At 69.6% G+C, this 25,939-nt stretch carries 30 protein-coding genes and 1 pseudogene; 14 read left to right on the top strand and 17 right to left on the bottom strand.

Translation table 11 applies throughout. From position 1 onward, the window contains the following. Positions 1 to 18: 18 nt before the first annotated feature. The 6 genes from folE to dacB all read right to left on the bottom strand — a co-directional run bounded on the left by folE (position 19) and on the right by dacB (position 7,497). Positions 19 to 624, bottom strand: coding sequence for a GTP cyclohydrolase I FolE (gene folE / locus ACIPWY_RS36495; protein ID WP_362900939.1), 606 nt, complete (start codon positions 622 to 624; stop codon positions 19 to 21). Between the two features lie 78 nt (positions 625 to 702). Further along, positions 703 to 2,712 (bottom strand): ATP-dependent zinc metalloprotease FtsH, encoded by a 2,010-nt coding sequence (ftsH, locus tag ACIPWY_RS36490; protein ID WP_362900941.1) that lies wholly within the window; start codon positions 2,710 to 2,712, stop codon positions 703 to 705. Positions 2,713 to 2,909: 197 nt separating this feature from the next. Then, on the bottom strand, positions 2,910 to 3,470 hold the full coding sequence (gene hpt, locus ACIPWY_RS36485) for a hypoxanthine phosphoribosyltransferase (RefSeq protein WP_362901456.1): 561 nt from the start codon (positions 3,468 to 3,470) through the stop codon (positions 2,910 to 2,912). A 45-nt stretch (positions 3,471 to 3,515) separates the two neighbouring features. After that, positions 3,516 to 4,538 carry a tRNA lysidine(34) synthetase TilS gene (gene tilS, locus ACIPWY_RS36480; RefSeq protein ID WP_362900943.1) on the bottom strand — a complete coding sequence of 341 codons (1,023 nt, stop codon included), beginning with the start codon at positions 4,536 to 4,538 and terminating at the stop codon, positions 3,516 to 3,518. Between the two features lie 216 nt (positions 4,539 to 4,754). After that, positions 4,755 to 5,897, bottom strand: coding sequence for a zinc-dependent metalloprotease (locus tag ACIPWY_RS36475; protein ID WP_362900945.1), 1,143 nt, complete (start codon positions 5,895 to 5,897; stop codon positions 4,755 to 4,757). Positions 5,898 to 6,012: 115 nt separating this feature from the next. After that, entirely contained in the window at positions 6,013 to 7,497 is a 1,485-nt protein-coding gene (gene dacB / locus ACIPWY_RS36470) for a D-alanyl-D-alanine carboxypeptidase/D-alanyl-D-alanine-endopeptidase (protein WP_393699784.1), read from the bottom strand. An 86-nt stretch (positions 7,498 to 7,583) separates the two neighbouring features. On the opposite strand from dacB, the gene ACIPWY_RS36465 reads away from it, so the two are divergent. Beyond that, complete coding sequence (locus ACIPWY_RS36465; RefSeq protein WP_100597700.1) at positions 7,584 to 8,075, top strand: inorganic diphosphatase; 492 nt, start codon at positions 7,584 to 7,586, stop codon at positions 8,073 to 8,075. A gap of 88 nt (positions 8,076 to 8,163) precedes the next feature. Beyond that, positions 8,164 to 9,861 carry a threonine/serine exporter family protein gene (locus ACIPWY_RS36460; protein WP_362900947.1) on the top strand — a complete coding sequence of 566 codons (1,698 nt, stop codon included), beginning with the start codon at positions 8,164 to 8,166 and terminating at the stop codon, positions 9,859 to 9,861. A gap of 98 nt (positions 9,862 to 9,959) precedes the next feature. Here the strand turns inward: ACIPWY_RS36460 and ACIPWY_RS36455 are convergent. Next, positions 9,960 to 10,628, bottom strand: a pseudogene (locus ACIPWY_RS36455) (DedA family protein); the annotation flags it as partial. 131 nt (positions 10,629 to 10,759) lie between these two features. Between ACIPWY_RS36455 and ACIPWY_RS36450 the strand changes: the two are divergent. Then, complete coding sequence (locus ACIPWY_RS36450) at positions 10,760 to 11,125, top strand: YbjQ family protein (protein WP_362900949.1); 366 nt, start codon at positions 10,760 to 10,762, stop codon at positions 11,123 to 11,125. A 40-nt stretch (positions 11,126 to 11,165) separates the two neighbouring features. On the opposite strand, the gene ACIPWY_RS36445 is transcribed toward ACIPWY_RS36450, so the two are convergent. After that, entirely contained in the window at positions 11,166 to 11,924 is a 759-nt protein-coding gene (locus ACIPWY_RS36445) for a MerR family transcriptional regulator (protein WP_362900951.1), read from the bottom strand. 142 nt (positions 11,925 to 12,066) lie between these two features. Here ACIPWY_RS36445 and ACIPWY_RS36440 point away from each other — a divergent pair, with 142 nt between their 5' ends. Next, the gene (locus ACIPWY_RS36440; RefSeq protein WP_362900953.1) at positions 12,067 to 13,344 is read left to right on the top strand and encodes an ion channel protein; all 1,278 of its coding nucleotides are present in this window, start codon (positions 12,067 to 12,069) and stop codon (positions 13,342 to 13,344) included. An 86-nt stretch (positions 13,345 to 13,430) separates the two neighbouring features. Continuing rightward, on the top strand, positions 13,431 to 14,843 hold the full coding sequence (locus tag ACIPWY_RS36435) for a glutamate decarboxylase (RefSeq protein ID WP_362900955.1): 1,413 nt from the start codon (positions 13,431 to 13,433) through the stop codon (positions 14,841 to 14,843). A 47-nt stretch (positions 14,844 to 14,890) separates the two neighbouring features. Here the strand turns inward: ACIPWY_RS36435 and ACIPWY_RS36430 are convergent, their stop codons facing one another. From ACIPWY_RS36430 to ACIPWY_RS36420, 3 genes are all read right to left on the bottom strand, one after another. Beyond that, on the bottom strand, positions 14,891 to 15,649 hold the full coding sequence (locus ACIPWY_RS36430) for an ABC transporter permease (RefSeq protein WP_362901460.1): 759 nt from the start codon (positions 15,647 to 15,649) through the stop codon (positions 14,891 to 14,893). A gap of 8 nt (positions 15,650 to 15,657) precedes the next feature. After that, complete coding sequence (locus ACIPWY_RS36425) at positions 15,658 to 16,689, bottom strand: ATP-binding cassette domain-containing protein (RefSeq protein WP_401536689.1); 1,032 nt, start codon at positions 16,687 to 16,689, stop codon at positions 15,658 to 15,660. A 95-nt stretch (positions 16,690 to 16,784) separates the two neighbouring features. Continuing rightward, positions 16,785 to 17,426, bottom strand: coding sequence for a PadR family transcriptional regulator (locus ACIPWY_RS36420; protein ID WP_362901462.1), 642 nt, complete (start codon positions 17,424 to 17,426; stop codon positions 16,785 to 16,787). 252 nt (positions 17,427 to 17,678) lie between these two features. On the opposite strand from ACIPWY_RS36420, the gene ACIPWY_RS36415 reads away from it, so the two are divergent. The 4 genes from ACIPWY_RS36415 (at position 17,679) to ACIPWY_RS36400 (ending at position 19,251) form a co-directional block, all read left to right on the top strand. Then, on the top strand, positions 17,679 to 18,065 hold the full coding sequence (locus tag ACIPWY_RS36415; RefSeq protein ID WP_362900959.1) for a glyoxalase superfamily protein: 387 nt from the start codon (positions 17,679 to 17,681) through the stop codon (positions 18,063 to 18,065). 5 nt (positions 18,066 to 18,070) lie between these two features. Next, positions 18,071 to 18,427 carry a metalloregulator ArsR/SmtB family transcription factor gene (locus tag ACIPWY_RS36410; RefSeq protein WP_362900960.1) on the top strand — a complete coding sequence of 119 codons (357 nt, stop codon included), beginning with the start codon at positions 18,071 to 18,073 and terminating at the stop codon, positions 18,425 to 18,427. After that, positions 18,424 to 18,867, top strand: coding sequence for an SRPBCC domain-containing protein (locus tag ACIPWY_RS36405; protein WP_393699669.1), 444 nt, complete (start codon positions 18,424 to 18,426; stop codon positions 18,865 to 18,867). The genes ACIPWY_RS36410 and ACIPWY_RS36405 overlap by 4 nt, the downstream gene beginning before the upstream one ends. Before the next feature lie 141 nt (positions 18,868 to 19,008). Continuing rightward, entirely contained in the window at positions 19,009 to 19,251 is a 243-nt protein-coding gene (locus ACIPWY_RS36400; RefSeq protein WP_362900964.1) for a DUF397 domain-containing protein, read from the top strand. A gap of 95 nt (positions 19,252 to 19,346) precedes the next feature. Here ACIPWY_RS36400 and ACIPWY_RS36395 read toward each other — a convergent pair whose 3' ends face one another. Beyond that, positions 19,347 to 19,829 carry an ATP-binding protein gene (locus ACIPWY_RS36395; RefSeq protein WP_362900966.1) on the bottom strand — a complete coding sequence of 161 codons (483 nt, stop codon included), beginning with the start codon at positions 19,827 to 19,829 and terminating at the stop codon, positions 19,347 to 19,349. Positions 19,830 to 20,095: 266 nt separating this feature from the next. On the opposite strand from ACIPWY_RS36395, the gene ACIPWY_RS36390 reads away from it, so the two are divergent. Both ACIPWY_RS36390 and ACIPWY_RS36385 read left to right on the top strand, forming a co-directional pair. Then, positions 20,096 to 20,962, top strand: coding sequence for a helix-turn-helix domain-containing protein (locus ACIPWY_RS36390; protein WP_401536685.1), 867 nt, complete (start codon positions 20,096 to 20,098; stop codon positions 20,960 to 20,962). Positions 20,963 to 21,103: 141 nt separating this feature from the next. Then, positions 21,104 to 22,561 (top strand): aldehyde dehydrogenase family protein, encoded by a 1,458-nt coding sequence (locus tag ACIPWY_RS36385; RefSeq protein ID WP_362900970.1) that lies wholly within the window; start codon positions 21,104 to 21,106, stop codon positions 22,559 to 22,561. A gap of 20 nt (positions 22,562 to 22,581) precedes the next feature. Here the strand turns inward: ACIPWY_RS36385 and rpsR are convergent, their stop codons facing one another. From rpsR to rpmG, 4 genes are read right to left on the bottom strand one after another with little or no spacing between them, the layout of a single operon-like run. Continuing rightward, the gene (gene rpsR / locus ACIPWY_RS36380; protein WP_401536683.1) at positions 22,582 to 22,860 is read right to left on the bottom strand and encodes a 30S ribosomal protein S18; all 279 of its coding nucleotides are present in this window, start codon (positions 22,858 to 22,860) and stop codon (positions 22,582 to 22,584) included. Further along, positions 22,861 to 24,054, bottom strand: a complete 1,194-nt coding sequence (locus tag ACIPWY_RS36375; RefSeq protein WP_362900974.1) for a GTP-binding protein — start codon at positions 24,052 to 24,054, stop codon at positions 22,861 to 22,863. Next, entirely contained in the window at positions 24,051 to 24,305 is a 255-nt protein-coding gene (locus tag ACIPWY_RS36370) for a type B 50S ribosomal protein L31 (RefSeq protein WP_362900976.1), read from the bottom strand. Before ACIPWY_RS36370 ends, ACIPWY_RS36375 begins: the two co-directional genes overlap by 4 nt. Before the next feature lie 5 nt (positions 24,306 to 24,310). Then, positions 24,311 to 24,475 carry a 50S ribosomal protein L33 gene (rpmG, locus tag ACIPWY_RS36365; protein WP_401536680.1) on the bottom strand — a complete coding sequence of 55 codons (165 nt, stop codon included), beginning with the start codon at positions 24,473 to 24,475 and terminating at the stop codon, positions 24,311 to 24,313. A gap of 73 nt (positions 24,476 to 24,548) precedes the next feature. Here rpmG and rpmB point away from each other — a divergent pair, with 73 nt between their 5' ends. The 3 genes from rpmB (at position 24,549) to ACIPWY_RS36350 (ending at position 25,663) form a co-directional block, all read left to right on the top strand. Further along, complete coding sequence (gene rpmB, locus ACIPWY_RS36360; RefSeq protein ID WP_362900980.1) at positions 24,549 to 24,785, top strand: 50S ribosomal protein L28; 237 nt, start codon at positions 24,549 to 24,551, stop codon at positions 24,783 to 24,785. Beyond that, positions 24,785 to 25,090, top strand: a complete 306-nt coding sequence (rpsN, locus tag ACIPWY_RS36355) for a 30S ribosomal protein S14 (protein WP_401536678.1) — start codon at positions 24,785 to 24,787, stop codon at positions 25,088 to 25,090. The genes rpmB and rpsN overlap by 1 nt, the downstream gene beginning before the upstream one ends. A gap of 75 nt (positions 25,091 to 25,165) precedes the next feature. Beyond that, positions 25,166 to 25,663, top strand: coding sequence for a hypothetical protein (locus ACIPWY_RS36350; RefSeq protein WP_362900984.1), 498 nt, complete (start codon positions 25,166 to 25,168; stop codon positions 25,661 to 25,663). Positions 25,664 to 25,714: 51 nt separating this feature from the next. On the opposite strand, the gene ACIPWY_RS36345 is transcribed toward ACIPWY_RS36350, so the two are convergent. Then, positions 25,715 to 25,939: hypothetical protein (locus ACIPWY_RS36345; RefSeq protein ID WP_401536676.1), on the bottom strand; the 225-nt coding region annotated here is incomplete at its 5' end.

The following is a 25,939-nucleotide window of genomic DNA, read 5'->3' as shown; positions in this document are numbered from 1 at the left end:
CCGGGGACCGGGGCTGGGTCAGCGCGCGATGATCAGGCTCATCGCCTCGTTGCGCGTCGCCGGGTCGCGCAGCTGACCGCGCACCGCGGACGTGATGGTCTTCGCGCCCTGCTTGCGCACCCCGCGCATCGTCATGCACATGTGCTCGCACTCGATGACCACGATCACGCCGCGCGGCTCCAGGATCTCCATCAGGGAGTCGGCGATCTGCGTGGTCAGACGCTCCTGCACCTGCGGACGGCGGGCGTAGACGTCCACGAGGCGGGCCAGCTTGGACAGACCGGTGATCTTGCCGTCGCTCGACGGGATGTAGCCGACGTGGGCGACGCCGATGAACGGCACCAGGTGGTGCTCACAGCTGCTCTGCACCTCGATGTCCTTCACCAGGACCATCTCGTCATGACCGAGGTCGAACGTCGTCGTCAGAACGTCCTCGGGCTTCTGCCGCAGCCCCGCGAATATCTCCTTGTACGCGCGCGCCACCCGCGCCGGCGTCTCCTTGAGGCCCTCGCGGTCCGGGTTCTCACCGACCGCGATGAGGAGCTCACGCACAGCGTTCTCGGCCCGCTTCTCGTCGAACTCGCCGATCGGACCCTCGCCGTTCAGCGTCACCGGGTCGGTCATCTGTGCCTCTTCCTTGAACAAAAAACCGCGTCCCCCACACCGTAAGGCGTGGGGGACGCGGCATCCATTCCGGGGTGATCAGGCCTCGGGGCTGTCCGTAGGAGCGATGTCCAGACCGGACTCGACGGCCGGGACCGCACCGTTCGAACCGTTCGTCAGTGACAGCTCCTTGGGGGAGAGCACCGGCGGGCGGGTCGACGGAGTACGCCGGGAGGAGCCGGTCCACGCGGGGCGGGCCGGGCGCTTCACGATCGGAGCGAAGATCTCGGCGATCTGCTCCTTGTTCAGCGTCTCCTTCTCCAGCAGCTGGAGGACCAGCTGATCGAGGACGTCGCGGTTCTCGACCAGGATCTCCCAGGCCTCGTTGTGCGCGTTCTCGATGAGCTTCTTGACCTCTTCGTCGACGAGCGCGGCGACCTCTTCCGAGTAGTCGCGCGGGTGCGACATCTCCCGGCCCAGGAAGGGCTCGGTGTTGTCGCCGCCGAACTTGATCGCGCCGAGCCGCTCGGTCATGCCGTACTGCGTGACCATGGCCCGCGCGGTCGCGGTCGCCTTCTCGATGTCGTTCGCCGCGCCCGTGGTCGGGTCGTGGAAGACCAGCTCCTCGGCCGCGCGCCCGCCCAGCATGTACGCGAGCTGGTCGAGCATCTCGTTACGCGTGGTCGAGTACTTGTCCTCGTCGGGCAGGACCATCGTGTAACCGAGGGCCCGTCCACGGGACAGGATCGTGATCTTGTGCACCGGGTCGGAGTTGGGCGAAGCCGCCGCGACCAGGGCGTGTCCGCCCTCGTGGTACGCGGTGATCTTCTTCTCCTTGTCGGACATGATCCGGGTCCGCTTCTGCGGGCCCGCCACGACGCGGTCGATCGCCTCGTCCAGCATCGAGTTGTCGATGAGCTTGAGGTCGCTGCGCGCTGTGAGGAGCGCAGCTTCGTTCAGCACGTTCGACAGGTCGGCGCCGGTGAAGCCCGGGGTACGCCGGGCGACGGCCGACAGGTCGACATCGGGTGCGACCGGCTTGCCCTTCTGGTGAACCTTGAGGATCTCCAGACGGCCCTGCATGTCCGGACGGTCGACCGCGATCTGCCGGTCGAAACGTCCCGGGCGCAGCAGCGCCGGGTCGAGGATGTCGGGCCGGTTCGTGGCGGCGATCAGGATGACGCCGCCCTTCACGTCGAAGCCGTCCATCTCGACGAGCAGCTGGTTGAGCGTCTGCTCGCGCTCGTCGTGACCGCCGCCGAGACCCGCACCGCGGTGCCGGCCGACGGCGTCGATCTCGTCGACGAAGACGATCGCCGGGGCGTTCGCCTTGGCCTGCTCGAACAGGTCACGGACTCGGGAGGCACCGACACCGACGAACATCTCGACGAAGTCGGAACCCGAGATCGAGTAGAAGGGGACCCCCGCCTCACCGGCGACGGCGCGCGCGAGCAGCGTCTTACCGGTTCCGGGCGGGCCGTAGAGCAGCACACCCTTGGGGATCTTGGCGCCGACGGCCTGGAACTTCGCCGGCTCCTGGAGGAACTCCTTGATCTCGTGGAGCTCCTCGACGGCCTCGTCCGAGCCCGCCACGTCGGCGAACGTCGTTTTCGGGGTGTCCTTGGTGATGAGCTTCGCCTTGGACTTCCCGAACTGCATGACTCGGGAGCCGCCGCCCTGCATCTGATTCATCAGGAACAGGAAGACGACGACGATCAGGACGAAGGGGAGCAGGGAGAGCAGGATCCCCACGAAGGCGTTCTGCTTCGTCGGGGCGACGGTGTACCCGTCGGGGATCTGCTTGTCCTCGAACTTGGCCTGCAGATCCTTGGCCACCTCGACGCCCTGGTCGCCGATGTAGCTCGCCTGGATCTTGCTGCTGCCCTGGACCTTCTGGCCGTCCTTGAGCTCGACCTTGATGTTGTTTTCGTCGCCGGTGGTCAGCTTGGCCGACTGCACCTTGTTGTCGTCGATGGCCTGAATGACCTGGCCGGTGTCCACCGTCTTGTAGCCACCGGACGAACCGACGACCTGCATCAACACGACCACGGCAAGGACGGCCAGCACGATCCACATGACCGGCCCACGGAAGTATCGCTTCACGTCCATCCATACGGAGCGATGCCGCCCCGTCCCTCCTGCCATAGTGAGTTTGATAAAGGCTGTTTTGAAGACTGTTCCTCGGACGGTACCCCAGCATTGTCACCCGAAGCCGCAGGGGACGACTGGGAATCTCGCCTACGCATGCTCCAACGGCGGGAAACCCGCTGGGGTTCCCGACCGTCTCACATGGCTTCTACGACGGTTCAGCCGCCGTAGACGTGCGGAGCCAGCGTGCCGACGAACGGCAGGTTCCGGTACTTCTCCGCGTAGTCCAGGCCGTACCCGACGACGAACTCGTTCGGGATCTCGAACCCGGTCCACTTCACGTCGATGGCCACCTTCGCCGCCTCCGGCTTGCGCAGCAGCGTGCAGACCTCGAGGCTCGCGGGCTCGCGGGTGCCGAGGTTGGTGAGCAGCCACGACAGCGTCAGGCCGGAGTCGATGATGTCCTCGACGATCAGGACGTGCCTGCCCTTGATGTCGGTGTCGAGGTCCTTGAGGATCCGCACGACGCCGGACGACTGGGTGCCCGCGCCGTACGAGGACACCGCCATCCAGTCCATCGTGACGGGGGTGGACAGCGCACGCGCCAAGTCCGCCATGACCATCACGGCGCCCTTGAGGACACCGACGATCAGCAGGTCCTTGCCCGCGTATTCCGCATCGATCTTCGCGGCCAGCTCGGCCAGCTTCGCGTCGATCTCTTCCTTGGTGATGAGCACCGACTTGAGGTCGGTGCCCATGTCTTTCGCGTCCACCCGCATCACTTTCGGTCGTCCCACCGGCCGCTCAAGGACTCGCGTCCCGCGTCAGCCTTGCCGGATGACCAGTCTGCCACCCTGCCGCTGAGCCACGACCTTGCCGGGGAGGTTGATCTCCCCCTGGCCCCGCCAGCCGGTGATCAGACGGTCGACCTCTTCGATGTGCCGGGCGAACAGAGACCCCGCCGGGGCGCCGGCCTCGATGGCCGCGCGACGCAGTACACGGCGGCGTACGGCGGGCGGCAGCGCGTAGAGCTTGGCGCACTCCAGGAGGCCCGCGGGGTCACGCACCATGGCCTCGGCCTGCGCGGCCCACGTGTCCAGGGCATCGGCGTCGTCCCGGGACAACTGGGCCGTACGGGCGAGCGCCTCGACGACGCCCTTGCCGAGCGCCTTCTCCAGGGCGGGCAGCCCCTCGTGGCGCAGCCGGGAGCGCGTGTACGCCGGATCGGTGTTGTGGGGGTCGTCCCAGACCGGCAGCGACTGGGCCATGCACGCCTTGCGGGCGGTCTGGCGGTCGAGGCGGAGGAAGGGCCTGCGGTAACGGCCGTCGACCCCCGAGGTCGCGGCCATTCCTGACAGGGAGCGGATGCCGGAGCCGCGGGCGAGGCCGAGCAGGACCGTCTCCGCCTGGTCGTCGCGGGTGTGGCCGAGCAGGATCGCGGCGGCGCCGTGGTGGTCCGCGGCGGCGTCGAGCGCGGCGTATCTGGCGTCCCTCGCGGCGGCTTCGGGCCCGCCGTCGCGGCCGACGTGCACGGCCGCGGACTCGACGGGATCGAGGCGCAGGGCGCCGAGCCGCGCGACGACTTCGGCGGCGCGCAGATCGGAGCCGGGCTGCAGACCGTGGTCGACGGTCACGCCACCGGCTCGGATGCCGAGCTTGGGGGCCTCGAAGGCGAGGGCGGAGGCGAGCGCCATGGAGTCGGCACCGCCGGAGCAGGCGACAAGCACCAGGGGCGGGGTGCGCGGAGAGTCTGACGCCGCGTGGGGGGCGTCGTGGTCGGTGAGTACGTCGTGGAGTACGCGGCGGACCGCCAGGCGTATCGCCGCGACCGCAGGATGGGGACCCATGTCCGGTTCCCTTCATGAAGTTTTCGGTGGGGGTGTGGCTCGGACCAGTCACTCAACAGCGACTCGGTGATATCAGTCACTCAGAGTGTGTCGATGGTGACAGAGCCGAGCCATTTCCCCGAGCATTGCACGCCTACCCACGGCTCACGGTCCCTCGGATGGGTGATTACAGGGGCGTTCTCCTGCCGTTGGCCGTATTTGTTTCACGACCCTGCCTTACGGTGCACCCTCAGCCTTGCGGTGCACCCGCGCGACCCAGTCCGCCGGTTTGGCGATCTCCGCCTTGGTGGGGAGCGTGTTCGGGGACGTCCATACGCGGTTGAATCCGTCCATACCCACCTCGTTCACCACGGCCCTGACGAACCGCTCGCCGTCGCGGTACTGGCGCAGCTTCGCGTCGAGGCCCAGAAGCTTGCGCAGCGCCAGGTCCAGGCGGGACGCGCCCTTCTGGCGGCGCTCCTTGAACTTCTCCCTGATCTCGCCCACCGACGGCACCACCGAGGGCCCGACCCCGTCCATCACGAAGTCCGCGTGCCCTTCGAGCAGCGACATCACCGCCGTGAGCCGGGCGAGGATCTCGCGCTGGGCCGGGGACTGCACGAGCTCGACCAGGGAGCGGCCCCCGTCGTCGCCCTCGCCCTGCTCGCCCTCGGGACGGGCGCCCACCAGGGACTGGGCGGCCTCCCGGATGCGCTCCAGGAACGTCGTCGGGTCGATATCGGTCTCGGCGAGGAATGACTGGATCTCGCCCTCGAGGTGGTCGCGCAGCCAGGGCACGCCCGTGAACTGCGTGCGGTGCGTCTCCTCGTGCAGGCACACCCAAAGCCTGAAGTCGTGCGGATTCACGTCGAGTTCGCGCTCCACATGCACGATGTTCGGCGCGACGAGGAGCAGTCTTCCGCCGCCGTCCGGCGCGGCCGGCAGGTCTCGGGTGGCGGGGGCGAAGGTCTCGTACTGCCCGAGCACGCGGGAGGACAGGAACGACAGCAGCATGCCGAGCTCGACGCCCGTGACCTTGCCGCCGACGGCGCCGAGGACCGCTCCGCCGGGGCCCGAGCCGCGCCGGTCCTCCATCTTGTCCAGGAGAGGCTTGAGGAGTTCCCTGAACCCCGCCACGTTCGCCCGGACCCAGCCGGGGCGGTCGACGACGAGGACGGGCGTGTCGTGCGCCTCGTCGGTGGTCATGCGCGTGAACCCGCGGACATGCTCCTCCGAGGCCTTGGCGTGCCGGCGCAGCTCCGCGACGATCGCCCGCGCCTCGTCCCGGCTCACCTCCGGACCCGGCCGCACGAGTCGGGTCGCGGTCGAAACCGCGAGATTCCAGTCGACCATCCCAGAAGCACCACCGATGCTCGTCATGCGTCAACCGTACGTGCTCGGGTCCTGGTGCACAGGGGCTTGGCCCCGGACGGCGCCCCGGTTGTGCCCCCTAGGGGATACGGCCGGGACGGGCGGGGCAGCGGTGCGGGGCGGGTCAGCGGCAGCCGCAGTTCGCGACCGTCGACGCGAGCCGGTCCAAAGCCGCCTGGGCCTGTCCCGGGTTGACCGTTCCGTCCGTCATGAACGCGAAGACCAGGAGCCGTCCGTCCGCGTCCACGACCGTGCCGGCCAGCGTGTTCACCCCGGTCAGCGTGCCGGTCTTCGCCCGCACGAGGCCGATGCCCGCCGCGTCGGCCTCGTCGGTGTACCGCTTGGTCAGCGTGCCCGTGAAGCCGGCGACGGGCAGCCCGGTGAGGACCGGGCGCAGCCCCGGGCGCTCGCGTTCGACGGCGTGCGCGAGGACCTGGGTGAGCAGGTCCGCGGAGACCTTGTCGGCGCGGTCGAGTCCGCTGCCGTCCGCGAAATGGCTTCCGGAGAGCGGGAGTCGGAGCTTGGCCAGCTCCTTGCGGATCGCCTTGCCGCCGCCGTCGAAGCTCGCGGCCTCGTCCGTGGCGAGGGCCACCTGACGGGCCAGGGCCTCCGCGATGTCGTTGTCACTGTGCGTCAGCATGCGCTCGACCAGGGCGGACACGGGCGGCGACGACACCTTGGCCAGCTCCTCGGCCTTGCCCGACGCCCGGCCGGGTCCCGGCTCGCCCTTCGTCCTGATGCCCCGGTCGTGCAGCAGATCCGCGAACTTGCGCGCGGTGGCCGCCGCGGGGTCCGACTCCCGGGGCGCCGGACCGCTCGACGAGTCGTCCATGCGCCCCTCGTCGGCCATGAGGGCGCTGACCGGCGCGATGTTCTCGTTCGGCCCGATGGGGTGCAGGAGCGGCCCCGAGTAGACCGAGGTGTCGTACGAGAGGGTGACCTCGTCCGCGTCCCGGTCCTTGAGTTCCTTGGCGGTGGCGTCGGCGAGGGTGCGCAGGCTCGCGTTCGGTCCGGCGTCCTTGTGGGCGGTGAGCGTGGGGTCGCCGCCGCCGACGAGGACGACCTTGTGCGCCTTCGAGCCGGGCTCGATCACGGTCTTCGTGTCGATGCGGTGGTCGGACCCCGGCATCGACAGGGCGGCGACCGCCGTGGCGAGCTTGGTGGTCGACGCGGGTGTCAGGGCGGTGCCGGAGCTCTTGCCGTACAGCCGCTCGCCGGTGGCCGCGTCGACGACGGCCGCGGTGCGCCGCTTGCCGAGGGCCGGGTCGTTCAGGAGCGGGTCGAGGACGTCGGCGAGCGCGTCCTTCGCGGGGCCGGGGACCGAGCCGGCCGGCGCCGCGAGGACCGCGCGGGCGCTCGGGGCCGCGTCCGGCTCCGCGGAGCGCCCGTCACGGCCGTGATCTGTGCCACCCCCGGCCTCCTGGGAGGCAGCCCGGCGCGCCTCCGCCGTACGCTGACCGCTGGAGTCCCACGGACCGGCCGAGGCCACCGCCACGGCCGAGAGCACGAGGCCCAGGGTGGCAGCGCCCGCCGTGAGCTGCCAGGTCTTGACCTTCGTGAGCACCTTCACTGCCTGTGAAACTGCCTGCGAAGCCTTGAGCTCGGGCACCACGGACCAGCCCCTTTCGCGATCACACACGTGCGTGAGGGACACTTAACCACCAGTCGTATGTGTTGATCATGGAGGAGCCACCGGTGGAGTTCGACGTCACGATCGAGATTCCGAAGGGTTCGCGGAACAAGTACGAGGTGGACCACGAGACCGGTCGGATCCGCCTGGACCGTCGACTCTTCACCTCGACCAGTTACCCGGCCGACTACGGATTCGTCGAGAACACGCTCGGTGAGGACGGGGACCCGCTGGACGCGCTGGTCATCCTGGAGGAGCCGACCTTCCCCGGCTGCCTCATCAAGTGCCGCGCCATCGGCATGTTCCGTATGACGGACGAGGCCGGCGGCGACGACAAGCTGCTGTGCGTCCCCGCCTCGGACCCCCGCGTGGAGCACCTGCGGGACATTCACCACGTGTCCGAGTTCGACCGCCTGGAGATCCAGCACTTCTTCGAGGTCTACAAGGACCTGGAGCCCGGCAAGTCCGTCGAGGGTGCCGACTGGGTCGGCCGCACCGAGGCCGAGGCCGAGATCGAGCGGTCCTACAAGCGCTTCAAGGATGAGGGCGGTCACTGACCTCCCCCGCCACGCACGGGCCGTCCGACCCCAGTGGGGGTCGGGCGGCCCGTTGGCGTATCTGTGCTCATACTGAGGCGTACCGGAGGTGCGCAAGCGTCATACGAAGGGCGAGTTGGTGACGGAGCGGGAGCCGGAGGCGGCCGAAGACCGCAAACCGCAGTCGGACGAGGCACGCAGCGCCTTCACCCCGCCGCAAGGGGTGGTGCCGACGGCCCAGGCGCCCGAGCAGGACGAGTCGCAGACGACGTCCGAGTTCGCCCTCCCGGACGGGCTCAGCACGGTGGCCGCCGCCCCCGTCGACACCAGCGGTTCGGCCTTCACTCCCCCGCAGACCTACAGCTCCCGGCACGCGCCGCCCGCGTTCACGCCCGCCTACGGCGTCCCCATGGTCAAGCTGACCAAGGAGGCGCCCTGGCAGGACCGGATGCGCACGATGCTGCGCATGCCGGTCGCCGAGCGCCCGGCGGCCGAGCCCGTGCAGAAGCACGACGACGAGGGGCCGGCCGTCCCGCGCGTCCTCGACCTGACCCTGCGTATCGGCGAGCTGCTCCTCGCGGGCGGTGAGGGCGCCGAGGACGTGGAGGCGGCGATGTTCGCCGTGTGCCGCTCCTACGGCCTGGACCGCTGCGAGCCGACGGTCACCTTCACGCTGCTCTCGATCTCGTACCAGCCGTCCCTGGTCGACGACCCGGTGACCTCGTCGCGCACCGTTCGGCGGCGCGGCACCGACTACACGCGCCTCGCGGCCGTGTTCCAGCTGGTGTACGACATCAGCGACGCGGAGGTCGACGTCTCCCTGGAGGAGGCCTACCGGCGCCTCGCCGAGATCCGCCGCAACCGTCACCCCTACCCGGGCTGGGTGCTCTCCGCGGCCACCGGGCTGCTGGCGGGCGGCGCCTCGATCCTCGTCGGCGGTGACCTGATCGTGTTCGTCGCGGCGGCGCTCGGCGCGATCCTCGGCGACCGGCTGGCCTGGCTGTGCGCGGGCCGCGGGCTGCCGGAGTTCTACCAGTTCACCGTCGCCGCGATGCCGCCCGCCGCCATAGGGATCCTGCTGACCCTCGCGCACAATCTCGTGGACGTACGCGCCTCCGCGGTGATCACCGGTGGGCTGTTCGCGCTGCTGCCGGGGCGGGCCCTCGTGGCGGGCGTGCAGGACGGTCTGACCGGCTACTACATCACCGCGGCCGCGCGCCTGCTCGAAGTCATGTACTTCTTCGTCGGCATCGTCGTCGGCGTCCTGGTCGTGCTCTATCTCGGCGTCCAGCTGCACGCGCAGCTGAACCCGGAGGCGGCCCTCATGGTCATCGACCGGCCGTACTGGCAGATCGCGGCCTCGATGGCGCTCTCGCTCGCCTTCGCCGTCCTGCTCCAGCAGGAACGCTCCACCGTGCTCGCGGTGACGCTGAACGGCGGTGTGGCGTGGGTCGTGTACGGGGCCATGCACGTCGTCGGCGGGATCTCACCGGTCGCCTCGACCGCGGCGGCGGCCGGCCTCGTCGGCCTGTTCGGGCAGCTCTTCTCGCGCTACCGCTTCGCGTCCGCGCTGCCGTACGTGACGGCGGCGATCGGGCCGCTGCTGCCGGGTTCCGCGACGTACTTCGGGCTGCTTGCCATCGCGCAGAACGACGTGGACGCGGGGCTTGTGTCGCTCACGAAGGCGGCGGCTCTCGCCATGGCCATCGCGATCGGCGTGAACCTCGGGTCCGAGATCGCGCGGCTGTTCCTGCGCTCGCCCGGCACGGAAGCGCGCCGGGCGGCGAAGCGGACCCGAGGGTTCTGAGGCACTACGACGCCAGGACCTGCGCAGGTCCGGCGGGCTAGCGCTTCGACCTGCGCAGGTCCGGCGGGCTAGCGCTTCGCGTGACGCCCGCGCTGGCCCTGCGGCGGCGACTGCGGCTGCGGCTGGGGCGTCGCCGCCGCGGCCTTCTTCGACTTGCTGCGCGCCCGCAGGAACTCGATCGCGATGGGGACCACCGAGATCAGGACGATCAGAATCAGGATCGCCTCGATGTTCTTGTGGACGAACTCGATGTTGCCCAGCCAGGAGCCGAGGAGCGTGACGCCCGCGCCCCAGAGCACGCCGCCGATGATGTTGAACGTGATGAACGAGCGGTACTTCATGCCGCTGACGCCCGCGATGATCGGCGTGAACGTGCGCACGATGGGCACGAAGCGGGCCAGGACCAGGGACTTCGGGCCGTACTTCTCGAAGAACTCGTGGGCCTTGACCACGTTCTCCTGCTTGAAGAGGCGGGAGTCCGGGCGGTTGAACAGCGAGGGGCCGACCTTCTTGCCGAAGAGGTAACCCGCCTGGTCACCGAGGATCGCGGCGACGCAGATCAGGCCGACGGCGCCCCACAGGGGGAAGTCCAGCGTGCCGGCGGTGATCAGCAGGCCGCAGGTGAACAGCAGGGAGTCGCCCGGCAGGAAGAAGCCGATGAGCAGGCCGGACTCCGCGAACACGATCAGGAGCAGGCCCCAGATGCCGAACGTGTTGAGCAGGTGGTCCGGGTCCAGCCAGCTTGGTCCGAGAGCAAGCGTCGTCACGGTTCCGGACTCCTGAGGGGTGGTGAAGCGAGGGCAATGGCGGTGCAAAGTTATCAACGCCGGATGACGCCACCAGGTTCCAGCGGCCCTCCCAGGATGCACTGTGCGTCAACTGTGGCAAACCTGTGTCTATGGGTATCGAAGACTACGGCGGCGGCCAGAATCCGCAGACGGATGTGCTCGTCGTCACCACGAACGACGTGCCGGGCTACCGGGTGGAGAAGGTGATCGGCGAGGTCTTCGGCCTCACCGTCCGCTCCAGGCACCTGGGCAGCCAGATCGGCGCGGGCCTGAAATCGATGATCGGCGGCGAGCTGAAGGGCCTCACCAAGACGCTGGTGCAGACCCGTAACCAGGCGATGGAGCGGCTCGTCGAGCAGGCCCGCTCCCGCGGCGCCAACGGAGTGCTGATGTTCCGTTTCGACGTCACGGAAGCGGCGGACGTGGGCACCGAGGTGTGCGCGTACGGCACGGCCGTGGTGATCGCGCCCCTGTAGGGCCTCGGACGGCCAGGGCCCCTCGGACGGCCAGGGCCCCTCAGACGTTGCGGACGGCGTTGGCGAGGATCGCGTCGCGCAGGTGCTCGGCGAGGCCGGGGCGCATGGACTCGTAGAACTCCTTGAAGCGTTCGTCGGCCACGTACATCTCGCCGAGGCCGCAGTGGGTCTCGAAGTCGCACGCGTAGAACCACTTCGTGATGTGCTGCCGGTGCTCCTCGGCCATGTCCATGGCCCGTTCGCCGTTCGCGGGCTCACCGGCCGCCATCAGGGCGTCGTAGCGCTCGCCCCAGTCCGCGACCTCGGCCTGCATCCTCTTCCAGTCTTCCTTGGTGTAGCGGGCGGCGCGGCGCTGCGACTCGGCGTACGAGTCCGTGCCGCCCCAGCGCTCCCGCGCCTCGTCGGCGTACTGCTCCGGGTCCTTTTCCCCGAAGACCTCGAACTTCTCCTCGGGCGTGAGGTTGATGCCCATCCTGCGTGCCTCCATGGCGTGTTCGACGGCCTCGGCCATCTTCTGGAGCTTGCCGATCCGGGCGGTCAGCAGTTCGTGCTGGCGGCGCAGATGCGCGCGCGGATCCGCGTCCGGGTCGTCGAGAAGGACCGCGACCTCTTCGAGGGGGAAGCCGAGCTCCCGGTAGAACAGGATCTGCTGGAGCCGGTCCAGGTCGGCGTCGCTGTAACGCCGGTGCCCGGCGTGACTGCGCCCGACCGGTGCGAGCAGGCCGATCTCGTCGTAGTGGTGCAGCGTGCGCACCGTGACGCCGGCGAACCCGGCGACCTGCCCCACGGAGTAGCTCACGGCTCCCGCCCCCTCCCTGTCGTCGACGGTTCGTCGTCGGTCCGTCGTCGGTACAGGTCCCAGCGTGCAGCCTCACGCCACGTGAGGTGCAAGCAGGAATCCTCCGGATGTTGTGCGGCTTTCATCCACTTATGGTGAGCCGGTGAGCACTGACGCACAGGCGGCGCCCCAGGAGACCACCCCGGCACGGACGTTGCTGCCGCTGGTCGTCCCCGCGCTCGTCACAGGCGTCGCGTGCAGTCTGCTGTTCCTCGGCGTGAGCGAGCTCGCCGAACAGCTCCAGAACGTGCTGTGGAAGGACCTGCCCGACGCGCTCGGCATCGGCGGGTACTCCTCGCTCTGGATGATCGTCATGCTGACCGCGACCGGCGTCCTCGTGGGCCTCGTCGTGTGGAAGGCGCCCGGTCACGCGGGGCCCGACCCGGCCACCGTCGGGCTCGCGAGCGGCCCGCTGCCGCCGCTCGTACTGCCCGGCCTGCTCGTCGCGACCGCGCTGATGCTGGCCGGCGGCCCCAGCCTCGGCCCGGAGAACCCGATCATCGCCGCCAACGTCGGCCTCGCGTTCTGGCTCGGCTCGAAGGCCATGCCGACCGCCCCCGCCGTCCTGTGGGGCACGCTGGCCGAGGCGGCGACGCTCGGCGCACTGTTCGGCACGCCCGTCGCCGCCGCCCTCGTCATCTCCGAGGCCCTCGCGGGCAAGCCGATGAAGGGCTCGCTGTGGGACGCCCTGTTCGCGCCGCTCATCGCGGCCGCCACCGGCGCGCTGACCACGACCCTCGTCGCACACCCCACCTTCGACCTCGGCCTGCCCTCCTTCACCCGGCCGGGCTGGGGCGACCTCCTCGCCGCGCTGGTGATCGCCTCCGCGGCGGCGGTCCTCGGCATGGCGGCCGTCTACGCCTTCCCCTTCACACACACCGCGTTCGGACGCCTCAGGCACCCCATGCTGATGCTGCCCGTGGGTGGGCTCGTGCTCGGCCTGCTCGGCGCACTCGGCGGACCTCTCACGCTCTTCAAGGGCCTCCACGAGGTGGCCGAGCTGGCCGCGGACCCCGACGGCTGGTCGGCGGGCCAGTTCGCCCTGATGACGGTGGTGAAGCTGGCGGCCCTGCTGATCGCCGCCTCCTGCGGCTTCCGCGGCGGCCGGATCTTCCCCGCGGTGTTCATCGGGTCAGCCTTCGGCCTCCTCGCCCACGCGCTCGTGCCGGGCGTACACCCCGCCGTCGGCGTCTCGGCGGGCGTCCTCGGCATGCTGCTCGCCATCACACGGCAGGGCTGGGTCAGCCTGTTCACCGCGGCGATCCTCGTCGCGTCCCCCGCGATCCTCACCCTGCTGTGCATCGCCTCGCTGCCGGCCTGGCTCCTGGTCACCGGACGCCCCCAGATGCAGCTCCACGACGACGGCACGGCCCTGCGCTGAGCGGCGCGGCGCCGCCGGGCGGCACGCCCCACTCGTCCGTATCCTCGCGATGAGGCCACGACCCCGTATCGAGGGAGCCCGCGACGATGCCGCTGCACCACGGTCCCGCCCATCACGACGAGCGCCCGACGGCCGTCAATCCCTTCTACGGGGAGGCCAATCCGGTCAGTGGCATGACCGACGCCCCGCCCAAGCACCGGCTGCCCGACAACCCCATGCCGCCCTCCACGGCGTACCAGCTGGTCCACGACGAGCTGATGCTCGACGGCAACGCACGGCTCAACCTCGCCACGTTCGTCACCACATGGATGGAACCGCAGGCCGGCGTCCTGATGGGCGAGTGCCGCGACAAGAACATGATCGACAAGGACGAGTACCCGCGCACCGCCGAGCTGGAGCGGCGCTGCGTGGCGATGCTCGCCAACCTGTGGCACGCGCCCGACCCGGACGGCGCGATCGGCTGTTCGACCACCGGGTCGAGCGAGGCCTGCATGCTCGCCGGAATGGCCCTCAAGCGGCGCTGGATGAAGCGGAACGCCGACCGCTACCCCTCCAAGCACGCCCGCCCGAACCTCGTCATGGGCATCAACGTCCAGGTCTGCTGGGAGAAGTTCTGCAACTTCTGGGAGGTCGAGGCGCGCCAGGTCCCCATGGAGGGCGACCGCTTCCACCTCGACCCGCAGGCCGCCGCCGAGCTGTGCGACGAGAACACCATCGGTGTCATCGGCATCCTCGGCTCGACGTTCGACGGCTCCTACGAGCCGATCGAGGAGCTGTGCGCCGCCCTCGACAGCCTCCAGGAGAAGACCGGCCTCGACATCCCCGTCCACGTCGACGGCGCATCCGGCGGCATGATCGCGCCCTTCATCGACCCCGAACTGGTCTGGGACTTCCGCCTGCCGCGGGTGTCGTCCATCAACACGTCGGGCCACAAGTACGGCCTCGTCTACCCGGGCGTCGGCTGGGCCCTGTGGCGTACGGCGGACGACCTGCCGGAGGAACTGGTCTTCCGGGTCAACTACCTGGGCGGCGACATGCCGACCTTCGCCCTGAACTTCTCCCGGCCGGGCGCCCAGGTCGTCGCGCAGTACTACACGTTCCTGCGCCTGGGCCGCGAGGGCTACCGCGCGGTGCAGCAGTCGACGCGCGACGTCGCCCGGGGCCTCGCCGAACGCATCGAGGCCCTGGGCGACTTCCAGCTCATCACGCGCGGCGACCAACTACCCGTCATCGCCTTCACGACGGCGCCCGAGGTGAAGGCGTACGACGTCTTCGACGTGTCGCGCCGCCTGCGCGAATTCGGCTGGCTGGTGCCCGCGTACACCTTCCCCGCGCACCGCCAGGACCTCGCGGTACTGCGGCTGGTGTGCCGCAACGGCTTCACGGCCGACCTGGCGGCGCTCTTCCTCGCCGACCTCAGGCGGCTGCTGCCCGAACTGCGCCAGCAGCCGCACCCGTTGACCCGCGACAAGGACGCGGCGACCGGGTTCCATCACTGAGAGGTACTTACAGAGAGGTGTACTTACAGAGAGCTACTTGCTGAGCGCTACTTACTGAGCGCCGCGAACTTCCGTACCGCCGACGGGAAGAACACCGCGAGCAGCGCGAGCGGCCACAGCACCGCGGCCCACAGGTGTCCCGGCTCCCCGCCGGGCCCGCCGAACAGGTCCCGTACGGCCGTCGCCGTGTGCGACATCGGGTTCCACCCGACCACCGTGCCCAGCCACCCGGGCATCGAGCCGGGCTCGGCGAGCGCGTTCGACAGGAATCCGACCGGCCAGACCAGGATCTGCACGGCCTGCACCAGCTCCGGCTTCCCCGCCACCATCGCCAGGTGGATGCCGATCCACAGCATCGCGAACCGGAAGAGGAGCAGCAGCCCGAGCGCGCCCAGGAACGCCCCGGCCGAGCCGTGCGGACGCCACCCGATGGCTACCCCGGCGCCCGTCATCACGACGAGCGCGGCGGCCGACTGAAGCATGTCGGCCACCGAACGGCCCACCAGTACCGCCCCGTTGACCATCGGCATCGACCTGAAGCGGTCGATCACGCCCTTGTTCAGATCCTGCGTCACGGCGAGCATCGTCGCCTCCAGGCCGAACGCCATGGTCAGCGCGAGCATGCCCGGCACCAGATAGTCGACGTACTCGCCCTCGACCCCCTTGCCACCACCGATGAGGAAGCCGAACATCAGCAGCAGCATCACCGGGAAGACCAGGCCGACCACGATCTGCGTGGGCTGCCGCGCCCAGTGCGCCAGCTCGCGCCGCGTCATGGTCCACGAATCGGCGACGGCCCAGCTCATCGACGTACTCACGCCTTCACCTCCGGCCGGTCCGATACGTGTCCACGTTCCGCCGCACCCTTCTGTCCCGATCCCGTGAGATGCAGGAACACCTCGTCCAGAGTCGGCCGGCGCATCACGATGTCCTCCGCCTCCACACCCGCGTCCTGAAGCGCACGCACGACTTCGGTGAGCGCGGCCATCCGGTCGGCGACCGGCACGCTGACCAGCCGGCGGTCCGCGTCGACCACGGCACCGTCGGCTCCACCCGGACCACCCGGACCACCCGGATCACCCGGATCACCCGGACCGTGAGGCAACAGCCCTGCCACTACGCCCAGTTGGGACGAGTCCCGCACGACGACGTCGATCCGGTCACCGCCGAGCAGGGCTTTCAGCTCGTCGGACGTGCCCTCGGCGACGACCCGGCCCCGGTCCACGACCGAGATGCGGTCGGCGAGCTGGTCGGCCTCCTCCAGATACTGCGTCGTCAGCAGCACCGTCGTACCGCCCCCGACGAGCGAGCGCACCGCGTCCCACACCTCGGCGCGCCCGCGCGGATCGAGGCCCGTCGTCGGTTCGTCCAGGAAGAGCACCTCGGGGTCCGTGATGAGCGAGGCGGCCAGGTCGAGCCGGCGCCGCATGCCGCCGCTGTACTGCCTGACCGCCTTGCGCCCGGCCCCGGCGAGCCCGAACCGCTCCAGGAGTTCACCGGCCCGCACCCGCGCGCGGCGGGCACCCAGGTGGTGCAGGCGCCCGAACATCTCCAGGTTCTGCCACCCGCCGAGCTCCTCGTCCACCGCCGCGTGCTGGCCGAGGAGCCCGATGCGGCGCCGCACCTCACCCGCCTGCCGGCGCACGTCGTACCCCGCCACCCCGACCCGGCCCCCTTCGGCCCGCAGCAGCGTCGTCATGGCGCGGACGGCCGTCGTCTTGCCCGCGCCGTTCGGCCCGAGCAACCCGTGCACGGCGCCTCGGGCGACCCTGAGGTCGAGCCCGTCCAGCGCCCATTTGTCCCCGTACTTCTTCCGTACGCCTTCGACGATGATCGCGTCGGCCATCCGGCTCCTCCCACCGAGAACCCCGGTAATCACCTGTAATCAAATTTGACTACAGCGGGAAAGGTATGCCCACTCCCACCATTAGTCAAACTTGATTAACGAGGATCCTCGGGGTGCGGCTCACCCGTGGCGAAGGGATTCTCCTGCCCCTCGGCCAGCACACCGACGAAGGGCTCACCCTCCCCCGCGAACGTGTACGCGCCGCCCTCGATCCGGCCGATCAGCCCCCGCGTCCACTCCGCGCCCGCGTCTGCCGAGTGCACCCAGAAATTCATGATCTCGCCGATGTGACCGAGCTGTTCGGGCCCGTCCTCGGGCGTGTAGTGCTCGGTCACCGAGCGGCGCCACGCCTCGATGCCGGCCACGCGCCGCCGCAGCAGCTCCACCGCTTCCCGCCGCGGCAGATCGACGATGAAGCCGAGCGCCGCCGAGAGGATGTCCGGCTTCTGGTCGTACGTCACGAGCGCCTCACGCAGCAGCGCGCGGAACTCCTCGGTCCCCTTGTCCGTGATCTCGTACTCGGTGCGCGGCGGGCCGCCGGCCGTGGAGGGCGCGATCTCGTGCGCGACGAGAAATCCCTGCTTCGCCATCTGCTTGAGGGCGTGATAGATCGACCCGGGCTTGGCGTTCGACCACTCGTGCGCGCCCCAGTACTCGAGGTCGTTGCGCACCTGGTAACCGTGCGCGCGGCCGTGCTGGCGTACGGCCCCGAGGACCAGGAGGCGGATCGCTGACATGGGCCCCAGCGTAGGACGTCGCTTCCGCACCACCGCCACCAGCTCGGGCGCGGCCCTCCCGTCCAGGAACTCGCGAAGGACGTCCGCGCGCCCCGCGCGCTGCTCCGTCTCCCGGGTCAGACGGAGCAGCATCCACCGCGCGGAGGCCTCCTTTTCGTCCACTCGAGAACGCATCCGGCGCCACCGGAAACGCATCGCGTAGGAATTTCCCTACGATTGACACGTAGGGAAATTCCTACCTATATTGCGGGCATGAGCAGCCACTCGAACATCACGCACGCCTCTTTCATCACCCTCCCCGTCGCCGATCAGGACCGCGCTCTGCGCTTCTACGTCGACGTACTCGGCTTCGAGGTCACCGCCGACCGCGAGATGCCGCCGGGCCGCTGGCTCCAGGTGGCACCGGCGGGCGCGCAGACCGTCTTCACGCTGGCCGGGCCGGGCATGGGAGATTTCACCCCGGGTTCGGCGCGGGGGATCATGTTGGTGACGACCGATGTCGACGCCGACTGCGCGCGCCTCACCGCCGCCGGAGCCGAGGTCACCGGCCCCGACGAGCTGCCGTGGGGGCGCATGGCCGCCGTCAGCGACCCGGACGGCAACTCGCTGATGCTCATCACGGAGAAGGAAGGCTTCTGACGCCGATGGCGACCACGAGCGCGACCGACAGCGCCGGCCAGGACCGGCTGTTCGCCGCGCTCGCCAACGGGACACGACGCGAGGTGCTCCGCCTTCTCAGGGACGACGGCCCGCAGCCCGTCCAGGCCCTCGCCGACCACTTCGCGATGCGCCGGCCCAGCCTCTCGGAGCACCTCAAGGTGCTGCGCGACGCCGGCCTCGTGTCGGAAGAGCGCGCGGGACGCCAGCGCATCTACCGCCTCGAGGCCGCCCCCCTGACCGAGGTGCAGGACTGGCTCCATCCGTACGAGCGGTTCTGGCGCGGCCGGCTGAAGGGGCTCGGCGAACTCCTCGACCGCATGCCCGACGATGACGCGTCATGAGCCTCACGAGCATCACGGTCGACCAGTTCTTCCCCCACCCGCCCGCGAAGGTCTGGCGCGCCCTCACCGAACCCGAGCTGATCACCCAGTGGCTGATGCCGGGCAGTGAGGACTTCCGCCTCGAGGTCGGCCACCGGTACGTGATGACGGCCGTACCCCGCCCCAACACCCGCTTCTCCGGCACCGTCGACGTCGAGGTCCTCGCGTACGAGGAGGAGCGGATGCTGAGCGTCCGGTGGCAGGACCGGGATCCGGCCAATTCTGCGGACTGGACCATTACGTGGAACCTGGAGCCAGAAGGCCGCGGTACGCGTCTCTTCCTTGTGCACGACGGATTCGATCCGGACGATCCGGCACAGATGATGGCGCGGAAGATCATGGACGGGGGCTGGCGTTCGCATGTCATGCGGGCGCTGGGGCACACGCTCGAAGAGCTGTAACCGTGGGAACACCCCCCGTGCACGTGCATCTGCCCATGCAACGGCATGTGAACGCAGCTATGATCCAGGACAGTTGACCACTACACCTGACTCACTGGCCACATCAGCCTCAGGGGCCACAGCACGACCGGGGGAGCGACTGTGCACCACGCATACAACGGCATGGCGGCCACGGAGCTTCACGGTGTGGTCTGGCAGAAGAGCAGGCACAGCAACTCGCAGGGCTCCTGCGTGGAGTTCGCGAAATTGCCGGGGGGCCGGGTGGCGATGCGCAACTCGAACTTCCCGGAGGGCCCGGCACTCGTCTACACGCCGGCCGAGATCGAGGCGATGCTGCTGGGCGTCAAGGACGGAGAGTTCGACCACCTGATAGCCGACAGCTGACGGCTGACAGCCATCAGGTGACGGCTGGCGGCCATCGCCATCTGCCCGACAGCGACGGTCAGTTGCCGACGGCCAGCTGCCGGGCCCGGGGGGCCTCACAGGCGGAACAGCGCCCACACCACTTTCCCGTTCAGCGTGCCGGCCAGCGGGTGCCAGCCCCAGCTGTCGCTGAACGAGTCGACGAGGAACAGACCGCGGCCCGACTCGGCGTTGAAGTCGTCCTCCGTCTCGCGGGCGACGGGACTCTCGTCGCTGGGGTCGCGCACCGCGCACACCAGACGTGAGGTCCAGCGCATCAGGTGCAGCCGCACCGGTGGGTCCTGCGAGCGCGGAGTGTCCGAGGGCAGCGCGTGCCGCAGGGCGTTGGTGACGAGTTCGGAGACCACCAGGCAGACGTCGTCGAATCTGTCCGCCACGTCCCAGCCGTCGAGCGTCCCGCGCGTGAACTTACGGGCGCTGCCCACCGCTTCGTACTGTGCGGGAAGGGCGCAGGAGGCGGAGCTGGAAACGCCTGAAGGGTCGAGTGGCGGAAGCCCCTGCCTTAACGGCTCGAGCATGGCCGGTCCATTCGTCCCCATCCGAGGCACTCCCGGGATTCGCGGTACATAGCGAGTGGAGCGGTGGTGCGTGGGCCATCGTTCCGAATGCGTACAGCAGATGCAAGGGCAGATGCACGTGCACGCGCCCGGCCTGTCCCCCCACGTACCACTTCTTGCTCATTTCTTCCCACGACTTCTTGTGGAGACCTTTCGCAACCTTTCCGTTTCTGTAACCGAACGAGTACAGGCCGGAGCGTTTTAATGGCAGACTTCGGCTTCTGAAGCGATGGGGAGGGTGCAGCGACGTGAGTGCGGGAGAGTCGAGCGGCTCAGTGGTACGACGCATCCTGCTGGGCTCGCAACTGAGGCGCCTGCGCGAATCGCGCGGCATCACCCGGGAAGCGGCCGGCTACTCGATCCGCGCATCCGAATCGAAGATCAGCCGCATGGAGTTGGGACGGGTGAGCTTCAAGGCCAGGGACGTCGAGGACCTGCTGACCCTGTACGGCGTCGCCGACGAGGCCGAGCGCGGGGCGCTCCTCTCCCTCGTCAAGGAGGCCAACGTCGCGGGCTGGTGGCATACGTACTCGGACGTCCTGCCCGGCTGGTTCCCCACCTATGTCGGCCTGGAGGGCGCGGCGTCGCTCATCCGCGCCTACGAGGTGCAGTTCGTGCACGGGCTCCTGCAGACCGAGGGATACGCCCACGCGGTCGTCGCCCGGGGCATGAAGGGCGCACCGAAGGCGGACGTCGAGCGGCGTGTGGCGCTGCGCCTCGAACGGCAGAAGCTCCTCGTCTCCGAGCACGCCCCCGAGTTCCACGTGGTACTTGACGAGGCGGCGCTTCAACGCCCATACGGTGGATCCAAGGTGATGAAGGGTCAGCTCCAGCATCTGATCGACATCTCCGAGCGGTCCAACGTCACGCTCCAGGTCATGCCGTTCGGGTTCGGTGGCCACTCGGGTGAGACCGGCGCCTTCGCGATGCTCACCTTCCCGGAGTCCGACCTCTCGGACATCGTCTACATGGAGCAGCTGACCAGCGCCCTGTACCTCGACAAGCGCGAGGACGTCACGCAGTACGCGCGGTCGATGGAGCAGCTCCAGGCGGAGTGCCCGACGCCCGAGGAGAGCGTGGACATCATCCGCGGCCTGCTGACCAAGGCCGCCTGAGAACCACTCCTTCCTGCCCGTTTCCTGATCGGCGGCGACCGGTATGCGATCGGCCGGACGTCTTAACCAGGCCACAACTCGACTGGTACAGACGTAAGATGACGAGCCATTAGGTGTCTGCCGGCAGCAGCAAGGGATCCCATGTCCTACTTCACCGAACTGGCCCAGCAATACATCGACGGTTCATGGCGTCCCGGCCGAGGGGCGTGGGACATCATCGACTTCAACCCGTACAGCGGCGAGAAGCTGGCCTCCATCACCGTGGCGTCGGCCGACGAGGTCGACGAGGCCTACCGTGCGGCCGAGCGGGCGCAGAAGAGCTGGGCGGACACCAACCCGTACACGCGCCGCCTGGTCTTCGAGCGGGCCCTGCGCCTGGTCGAGGAGCGCGAGGACGAGATATCCGACGCGATCGTCGACGAGCTCGGCGGTACGCGGCTGAAGGCCGGGTTCGAGCTGCATCTCGCCAAGGAGTTCCTGCGCGAGTCGATCCAGCTGGCGCTGCGGCCGCAGGGGCGGGTCATCCCGTCGCCCGTGGACGGCAAGGAGAACCGGGTCTACCGCGTTCCCGTCGGCGTCGTGGGCGTCATCAGCCCCTTCAACTTCCCGTTCCTGCTGTCGCTGAAGTCGGTCGCGCCCGCGCTGGCCCTCGGCAACGGCGTGGTGCTCAAGCCGCACCAGAACACCCCGATCTGCGGTGGCTCCCTGGTCGCGAAGATCTTCGAGGACGCGGGCCTGCCGGCCGGTCTGCTCAACGTCGTCATCACCGACATCGCCGAGATCGGCGACGCGCTCCTCACCCACCCCGTGCCGAAGGTCATCTCCTTCACCGGCTCCGACGCGGTGGGCCAGCACGTCGCCACGGTGTGCGCCTCGCAGTTCAAGCACGCCGTCCTGGAGCTGGGCGGCAACAGCGCGCTGACCGTGCTCGACGACGCGGACGTCGACTACGCGGTCGACGCGGCGGTCTTCAGCCGGTACGTGCACCAGGGCCAGGTCTGCATGGCCGCCAACCGGATCCTGGTGGACCGCAAGGTGGAGAAGGAGTTCACCGAGAAGTTCGTCGCCAAGGTCAGGTCCCTCAAGGTGGGCGACCCGCGCGACCCGTCGACCGTCATCGGTCCGGTCATCAACTCCACGCAGGCGGAGGCCGTTTCGGGCGCCGTCGACCAGGCGCTCGCCGAGGGCGCGACCGCGCTGCTGCACGGCAAGGCCGTCGGCAATCTGGTCGAGCCGAGCGTCCTGACGGGTCTGCCGGCCGACTCCCCCGTGCTGCGGCAGGAGATCTTCGGACCGGTCGCGCTCCTCATCCCCTTCGACGGGGACGAGGCGGCTGTGACGATCGCGAACGACACCCCGTACGGGCTGAGCGGGGCCGTGCACACGCGGGACGTGGAGCGGGGCGTCGCGTTCGCGCGGCGCATCGACACCGGGATGATCCACGTCAACGACGGGACGGTGCACGACGAGCCGCTCGTCGCGTTCGGCGGTGAGAAGCGGTCCGGGCTCGGCCGGCTGAACGGCGAGGCGACCGTCGAGGCGTTCACCACACAGAAGTGGATCTCCGTGCAGCACGGCCGGAGCCAGTTCCCGTTCTGACGCCGGCCCGCCTTCGGCGGTCAGCGTGTTGCGGTTCCGTAGGGCAGCAGCGCCATCTCGCGGGCGTTCTTGATCGCCGCGGTGAGTTGGCGCTGCTGCTGCGCCGTGACGCGGGTGACGCGACGGCTGCGGATCTTGCCGCGGTCGGAGATGTACTTCCGCAGCAGGTCCGTGTCCTTGTAGTCGATGTACGTGATCTCCGCCTGGTCCAGGGGATTGGGGCGGGACTTGGCCGGCTTGCGGTCACTTCTGCCGTCGGTCCTGCGGGCGGGGTTGCGGTCGGGGTTGCGCGAGGGCATTCAGGCCTCCAGGAGGGTGTCGAAGGCGCGGGGCAGGCCCTTCCAGGACTCGCGGCCCGCGCCGTACTCGGCGTCGGTGAGCAGGCAGGACTCGAGGATCTCGGCGAGGCCGTCGCGGTCGAGTCCGGGTGACGTGAAGACGAGGTGCTGGCAGCAGTCGCCGTGCTGCGGGTGCCAGTCCAGGGCGGCGGCCGCGCGGCGGACCGGCGGGACCAGGTCCCAGGCGGCGTCCGGCAGGGACACCAGCCACGGCCCCGCGCTCTCGACGCACAGCGCGCCGCCCGCCGCGTCCCAGTGCAGGAGCGTGTCCGGGCGGTCCGCGAGCCAGAACCGGCCGCGGCTGCGGGCCGCCGCGCAGGTCAGGTCCTCCAGCGCCGCGTAGAGCCGCTCCGGGTGGAACGGCCGGTCGCGGTGCCAGACGAACGTGGAGACGCCGGCCTCGTCCGCCTCCGCGGGCAGCAGGGCGCACGCCGGGTGCTGGGCCGCCGCTGCCGCCTCCACGTCGAATCCGGCGAGCGCGGCGCCCGCCAGGTCGCCGTGTCCGATCCGGACCTGCCGGGCTGTCGGGTGGAGCTGGGCGAGCAGGGCCCGGTCAGCGTCGTCGGCCTCGGGGGAGTCCACGAGGGCGAGCACCGGAGCGTATTCGAGCTGCCTGGCCCAGGTGTCGGCGACGGTGCGCAGGTCCGTGGCCGCCGCCGCGAGTCCGGCGTCCATGAGGTCGTCGCCGTTCCCGAGGCAGGGCAGCAGGAGCGCGGGATCCACGCCGGTGATGACGCCGGTGACGGGGAGCGCGGGTCCGCCGTGCGCGGCGATGACCTCGGCCATCGCCTTGGGCTCTACGGAGTCCCACAGTTCGACGACCGCGATGGGGGTCCGCCCTGCTCGAGCGGAGCCGGGAGCAGCGGAGCCGGGAACTTGGGGGACGGTGAGCCCGGCCTCCGCGAGCCGCTCCAGTTCGGGGACGAGGTCCTCGCGCAGGGCGCAGCACGCGCAGTCGTTGACGAGGGGTGCCTCGCCGGTGTCGAGGATCCCGGCGGCGTCACGCAAAGTCCGTACGACCGTTCCCTGTACGGCAGTTGAGAGGTCGTGGTGGAGCGCGACGCTGCCCGGGATCGTGGCGAGCAGTTCCTCGACGGCGGCCCGGCGCGCTTGAGCGTGCAGGCCGCCGACGATCACCACGGGCAGCCGGGTCACCGGCCGCCCCGCTTCCCGAAGCGCCGCTCGAAGCGCTCCACGCGCCCGGCGGTGTCGAGGACGCGTGCGGTGCCTGTGTAGAAGGGGTGGCTCACGTTCGAGATCTCGACGTCGATGACGGGGTAGGTCCGGCCGTCCTCCCACTCGACGGTCTTGTCGCTGGTGGCGGTCGACCGGGTCAGGAAGGCGTGGTTCGCGGCACGGTCACGGAAGACGACCGGGCCGTAGGAGGGATGGATGTCCTTGCGCACGGGGCTCAGCGCTCCTCTCGGAAGTCGACGTGCCGGCCTGCGAGCGGGTCGTACTTGCGCAGGGTCACGCGGTCGGGGTCGTTACGGCGGTTCTTGCGGGTGACGTAGGTGTAGCCCGTACCCGCGGTGGACCTGAGCTTGATCACTGGGCGGAGTTCGTTGCGTGTCATGTGGCTAGTATATGAAAATGAATCCCGTTTCCAAAATGATCCGGGTCACAGCCAACGAGAGAGGTACGTCGCCTTGTCCGCGCACTGCATGCTGACCGGAGCCGCCCCCGGCTTCGGCAACCGCATCTCCCACTCCCACCGGCGCACGCCACGCCGCTTCGACCCCAACGTCCAGCGCAAGCGCTACTGGCTGGCGAGCGAGGGCCGGCACGTACGGCTGCGGCTGAGCGCCAGGGCGATCAGGACCGTCGACGCGATCGGCGTGGAGGCCGCCGTCGCCAGGATTCGTGCCCGAGGAGTGAGGATCTGATGGCCAAGAAGAGCAAGATCGCTAAGAACGAGAAGCGCCGGAAGGTCGTCGCCCGCTACGCCGCGCGCCGGGCCGAGCTCAACGAGATCGTCCGCCGGATGTCGTCCACCGACACGGAACGGGCCGCAGCACAGCGGGAGTTGGCACGTCAGCCGAGGGACGCGAGCACCACGCGCGTACGCAACCGCGACAGCGTCGACGGCCGGCCGCGCGGATATCTGCGCGCCTTCGGCCTCTCCCGGGTGAACCTGCGCGAGCAGGCGCACGCGGGCTTCCTGCCCGGGGTGCGGAAGTCTTCCTGGTGACGTGAGGGGCGGCTGGTAGCTTGCTGCGGGCCGGGCCACGTACCGGCAGCCACATCCGCAACGTAGGGGGATCTTGTGCTCAAGCGCGTACGGATCGGTGCCGCCGCGGCGGGAGTTGCCGCGGCGCTCGTGATCACCGGATGCAGCAGCGACAGCGGTGACGGGGGCGACGGCGGCAAGTCCAAGGAGACTCCGCAGGCCTCGGACAGCGCCTCCGCGGGGGCCGACACCGGCGGTTCCGGTTCCGGTTCCGGCGGGAAGTCCGGCAGCCTTCAGGGAAGTTGGGTCACCACGTCCCAGGGCAAGAGTGTCGCCCTGCTCATCAGCGGCAAGAAGGTCGCACTGGTCGGCGAGCACGTGTGCAGTGGAACCGCCGGCGACGAGACGGGCATGCGGTCGCTCACCCTGAAGTGCGCCGACGGGAACACCGACCGGACCACGGGCCAGGTCAAGTCCGTCGACGCCACGACCCTGAAGGTGTCGTGGGAAGGGTTCGGGGACGACACGTTCCGCAAGACGGACAACGGCAAGCTGCCGTCGGGGTTCCCGACGATGGGGCTGCCTACGTCCTAAGGGGGGCGGTTCCCTCTCTCCCTCGCGGCTGCCTCGTATGCCGCTCTCCCGTCATCGGGCCGCTCGATCCTCCGGACCGGGCGGCCCTTCGGGTTTCCGGTCGCCGAGATTCCGGTCGTCGAGATCCCGGTCCTCGGGTGCCGGCGGGTCGTCGGACTTCCGGTCGTCGACATCCCGACCGTCGGGTGCCGGCGGGTCGTCGGACTTCCGGTCGTCGACATCCCGACCGTCGGGTGCCGGCGGGTCGTCGGACTTCCGGTCGTCGACATCCCGACC

It is taken from the genome of Streptomyces sp. NPDC090032 (genome assembly GCF_044748025.1).
GTDB lineage: Bacteria > Actinomycetota > Actinomycetes > Streptomycetales > Streptomycetaceae > Streptomyces.
The sequence above is the reverse complement of the archived record's forward strand: the minus strand, read 5'-3'. Positions and strand labels throughout refer to the sequence as shown.

What these genes read in the sequence shown, in the direction of transcription:
- ACIPWY_RS36410 (WP_362900960.1), top strand. Translation starts at nt 18,071, where the DNA reads ATGGCGACCACGAGCGCGACCGACAGCGCCGGCCAGGACCGGCTGTTC.
- ACIPWY_RS36420 (WP_362901462.1), bottom strand. Translation starts at nt 17,426, where the DNA reads ATGTCAGCGATCCGCCTCCTGGTCCTCGGGGCCGTACGCCAGCACGGC.
- ACIPWY_RS36405 (WP_393699669.1), top strand. Translation starts at nt 18,424, where the DNA reads ATGAGCCTCACGAGCATCACGGTCGACCAGTTCTTCCCCCACCCGCCC.
- ftsH (WP_362900941.1), bottom strand. Translation starts at nt 2,712, where the DNA reads ATGGACGTGAAGCGATACTTCCGTGGGCCGGTCATGTGGATCGTGCTG.
- ACIPWY_RS36385 (WP_362900970.1), top strand. Translation starts at nt 21,104, where the DNA reads ATGTCCTACTTCACCGAACTGGCCCAGCAATACATCGACGGTTCATGG.
- rpsR (WP_401536683.1), bottom strand. Translation starts at nt 22,860, where the DNA reads ATGCCCTCGCGCAACCCCGACCGCAACCCCGCCCGCAGGACCGACGGC.
- ACIPWY_RS36450 (WP_362900949.1), top strand. Translation starts at nt 10,760, where the DNA reads ATGGGTATCGAAGACTACGGCGGCGGCCAGAATCCGCAGACGGATGTG.
- ACIPWY_RS36415 (WP_362900959.1), top strand. Translation starts at nt 17,679, where the DNA reads ATGAGCAGCCACTCGAACATCACGCACGCCTCTTTCATCACCCTCCCC.
- hpt (WP_362901456.1), bottom strand. Translation starts at nt 3,470, where the DNA reads ATGCGGGTGGACGCGAAAGACATGGGCACCGACCTCAAGTCGGTGCTC.
- ACIPWY_RS36425 (WP_401536689.1), bottom strand. Translation starts at nt 16,689, where the DNA reads ATGGCCGACGCGATCATCGTCGAAGGCGTACGGAAGAAGTACGGGGAC.
- ACIPWY_RS36475 (WP_362900945.1), bottom strand. Translation starts at nt 5,897, where the DNA reads ATGACGAGCATCGGTGGTGCTTCTGGGATGGTCGACTGGAATCTCGCG.
- ACIPWY_RS36430 (WP_362901460.1), bottom strand. Translation starts at nt 15,649, where the DNA reads ATGAGCTGGGCCGTCGCCGATTCGTGGACCATGACGCGGCGCGAGCTG.
- rpsN (WP_401536678.1), top strand. Translation starts at nt 24,785, where the DNA reads ATGGCCAAGAAGAGCAAGATCGCTAAGAACGAGAAGCGCCGGAAGGTC.
- tilS (WP_362900943.1), bottom strand. Translation starts at nt 4,538, where the DNA reads ATGGGTCCCCATCCTGCGGTCGCGGCGATACGCCTGGCGGTCCGCCGC.
- rpmG (WP_401536680.1), bottom strand. Translation starts at nt 24,475, where the DNA reads ATGACACGCAACGAACTCCGCCCAGTGATCAAGCTCAGGTCCACCGCG.
- ACIPWY_RS36435 (WP_362900955.1), top strand. Translation starts at nt 13,431, where the DNA reads ATGCCGCTGCACCACGGTCCCGCCCATCACGACGAGCGCCCGACGGCC.
- ACIPWY_RS36395 (WP_362900966.1), bottom strand. Translation starts at nt 19,829, where the DNA reads ATGGGGACGAATGGACCGGCCATGCTCGAGCCGTTAAGGCAGGGGCTT.
- folE (WP_362900939.1), bottom strand. Translation starts at nt 624, where the DNA reads ATGACCGACCCGGTGACGCTGAACGGCGAGGGTCCGATCGGCGAGTTC.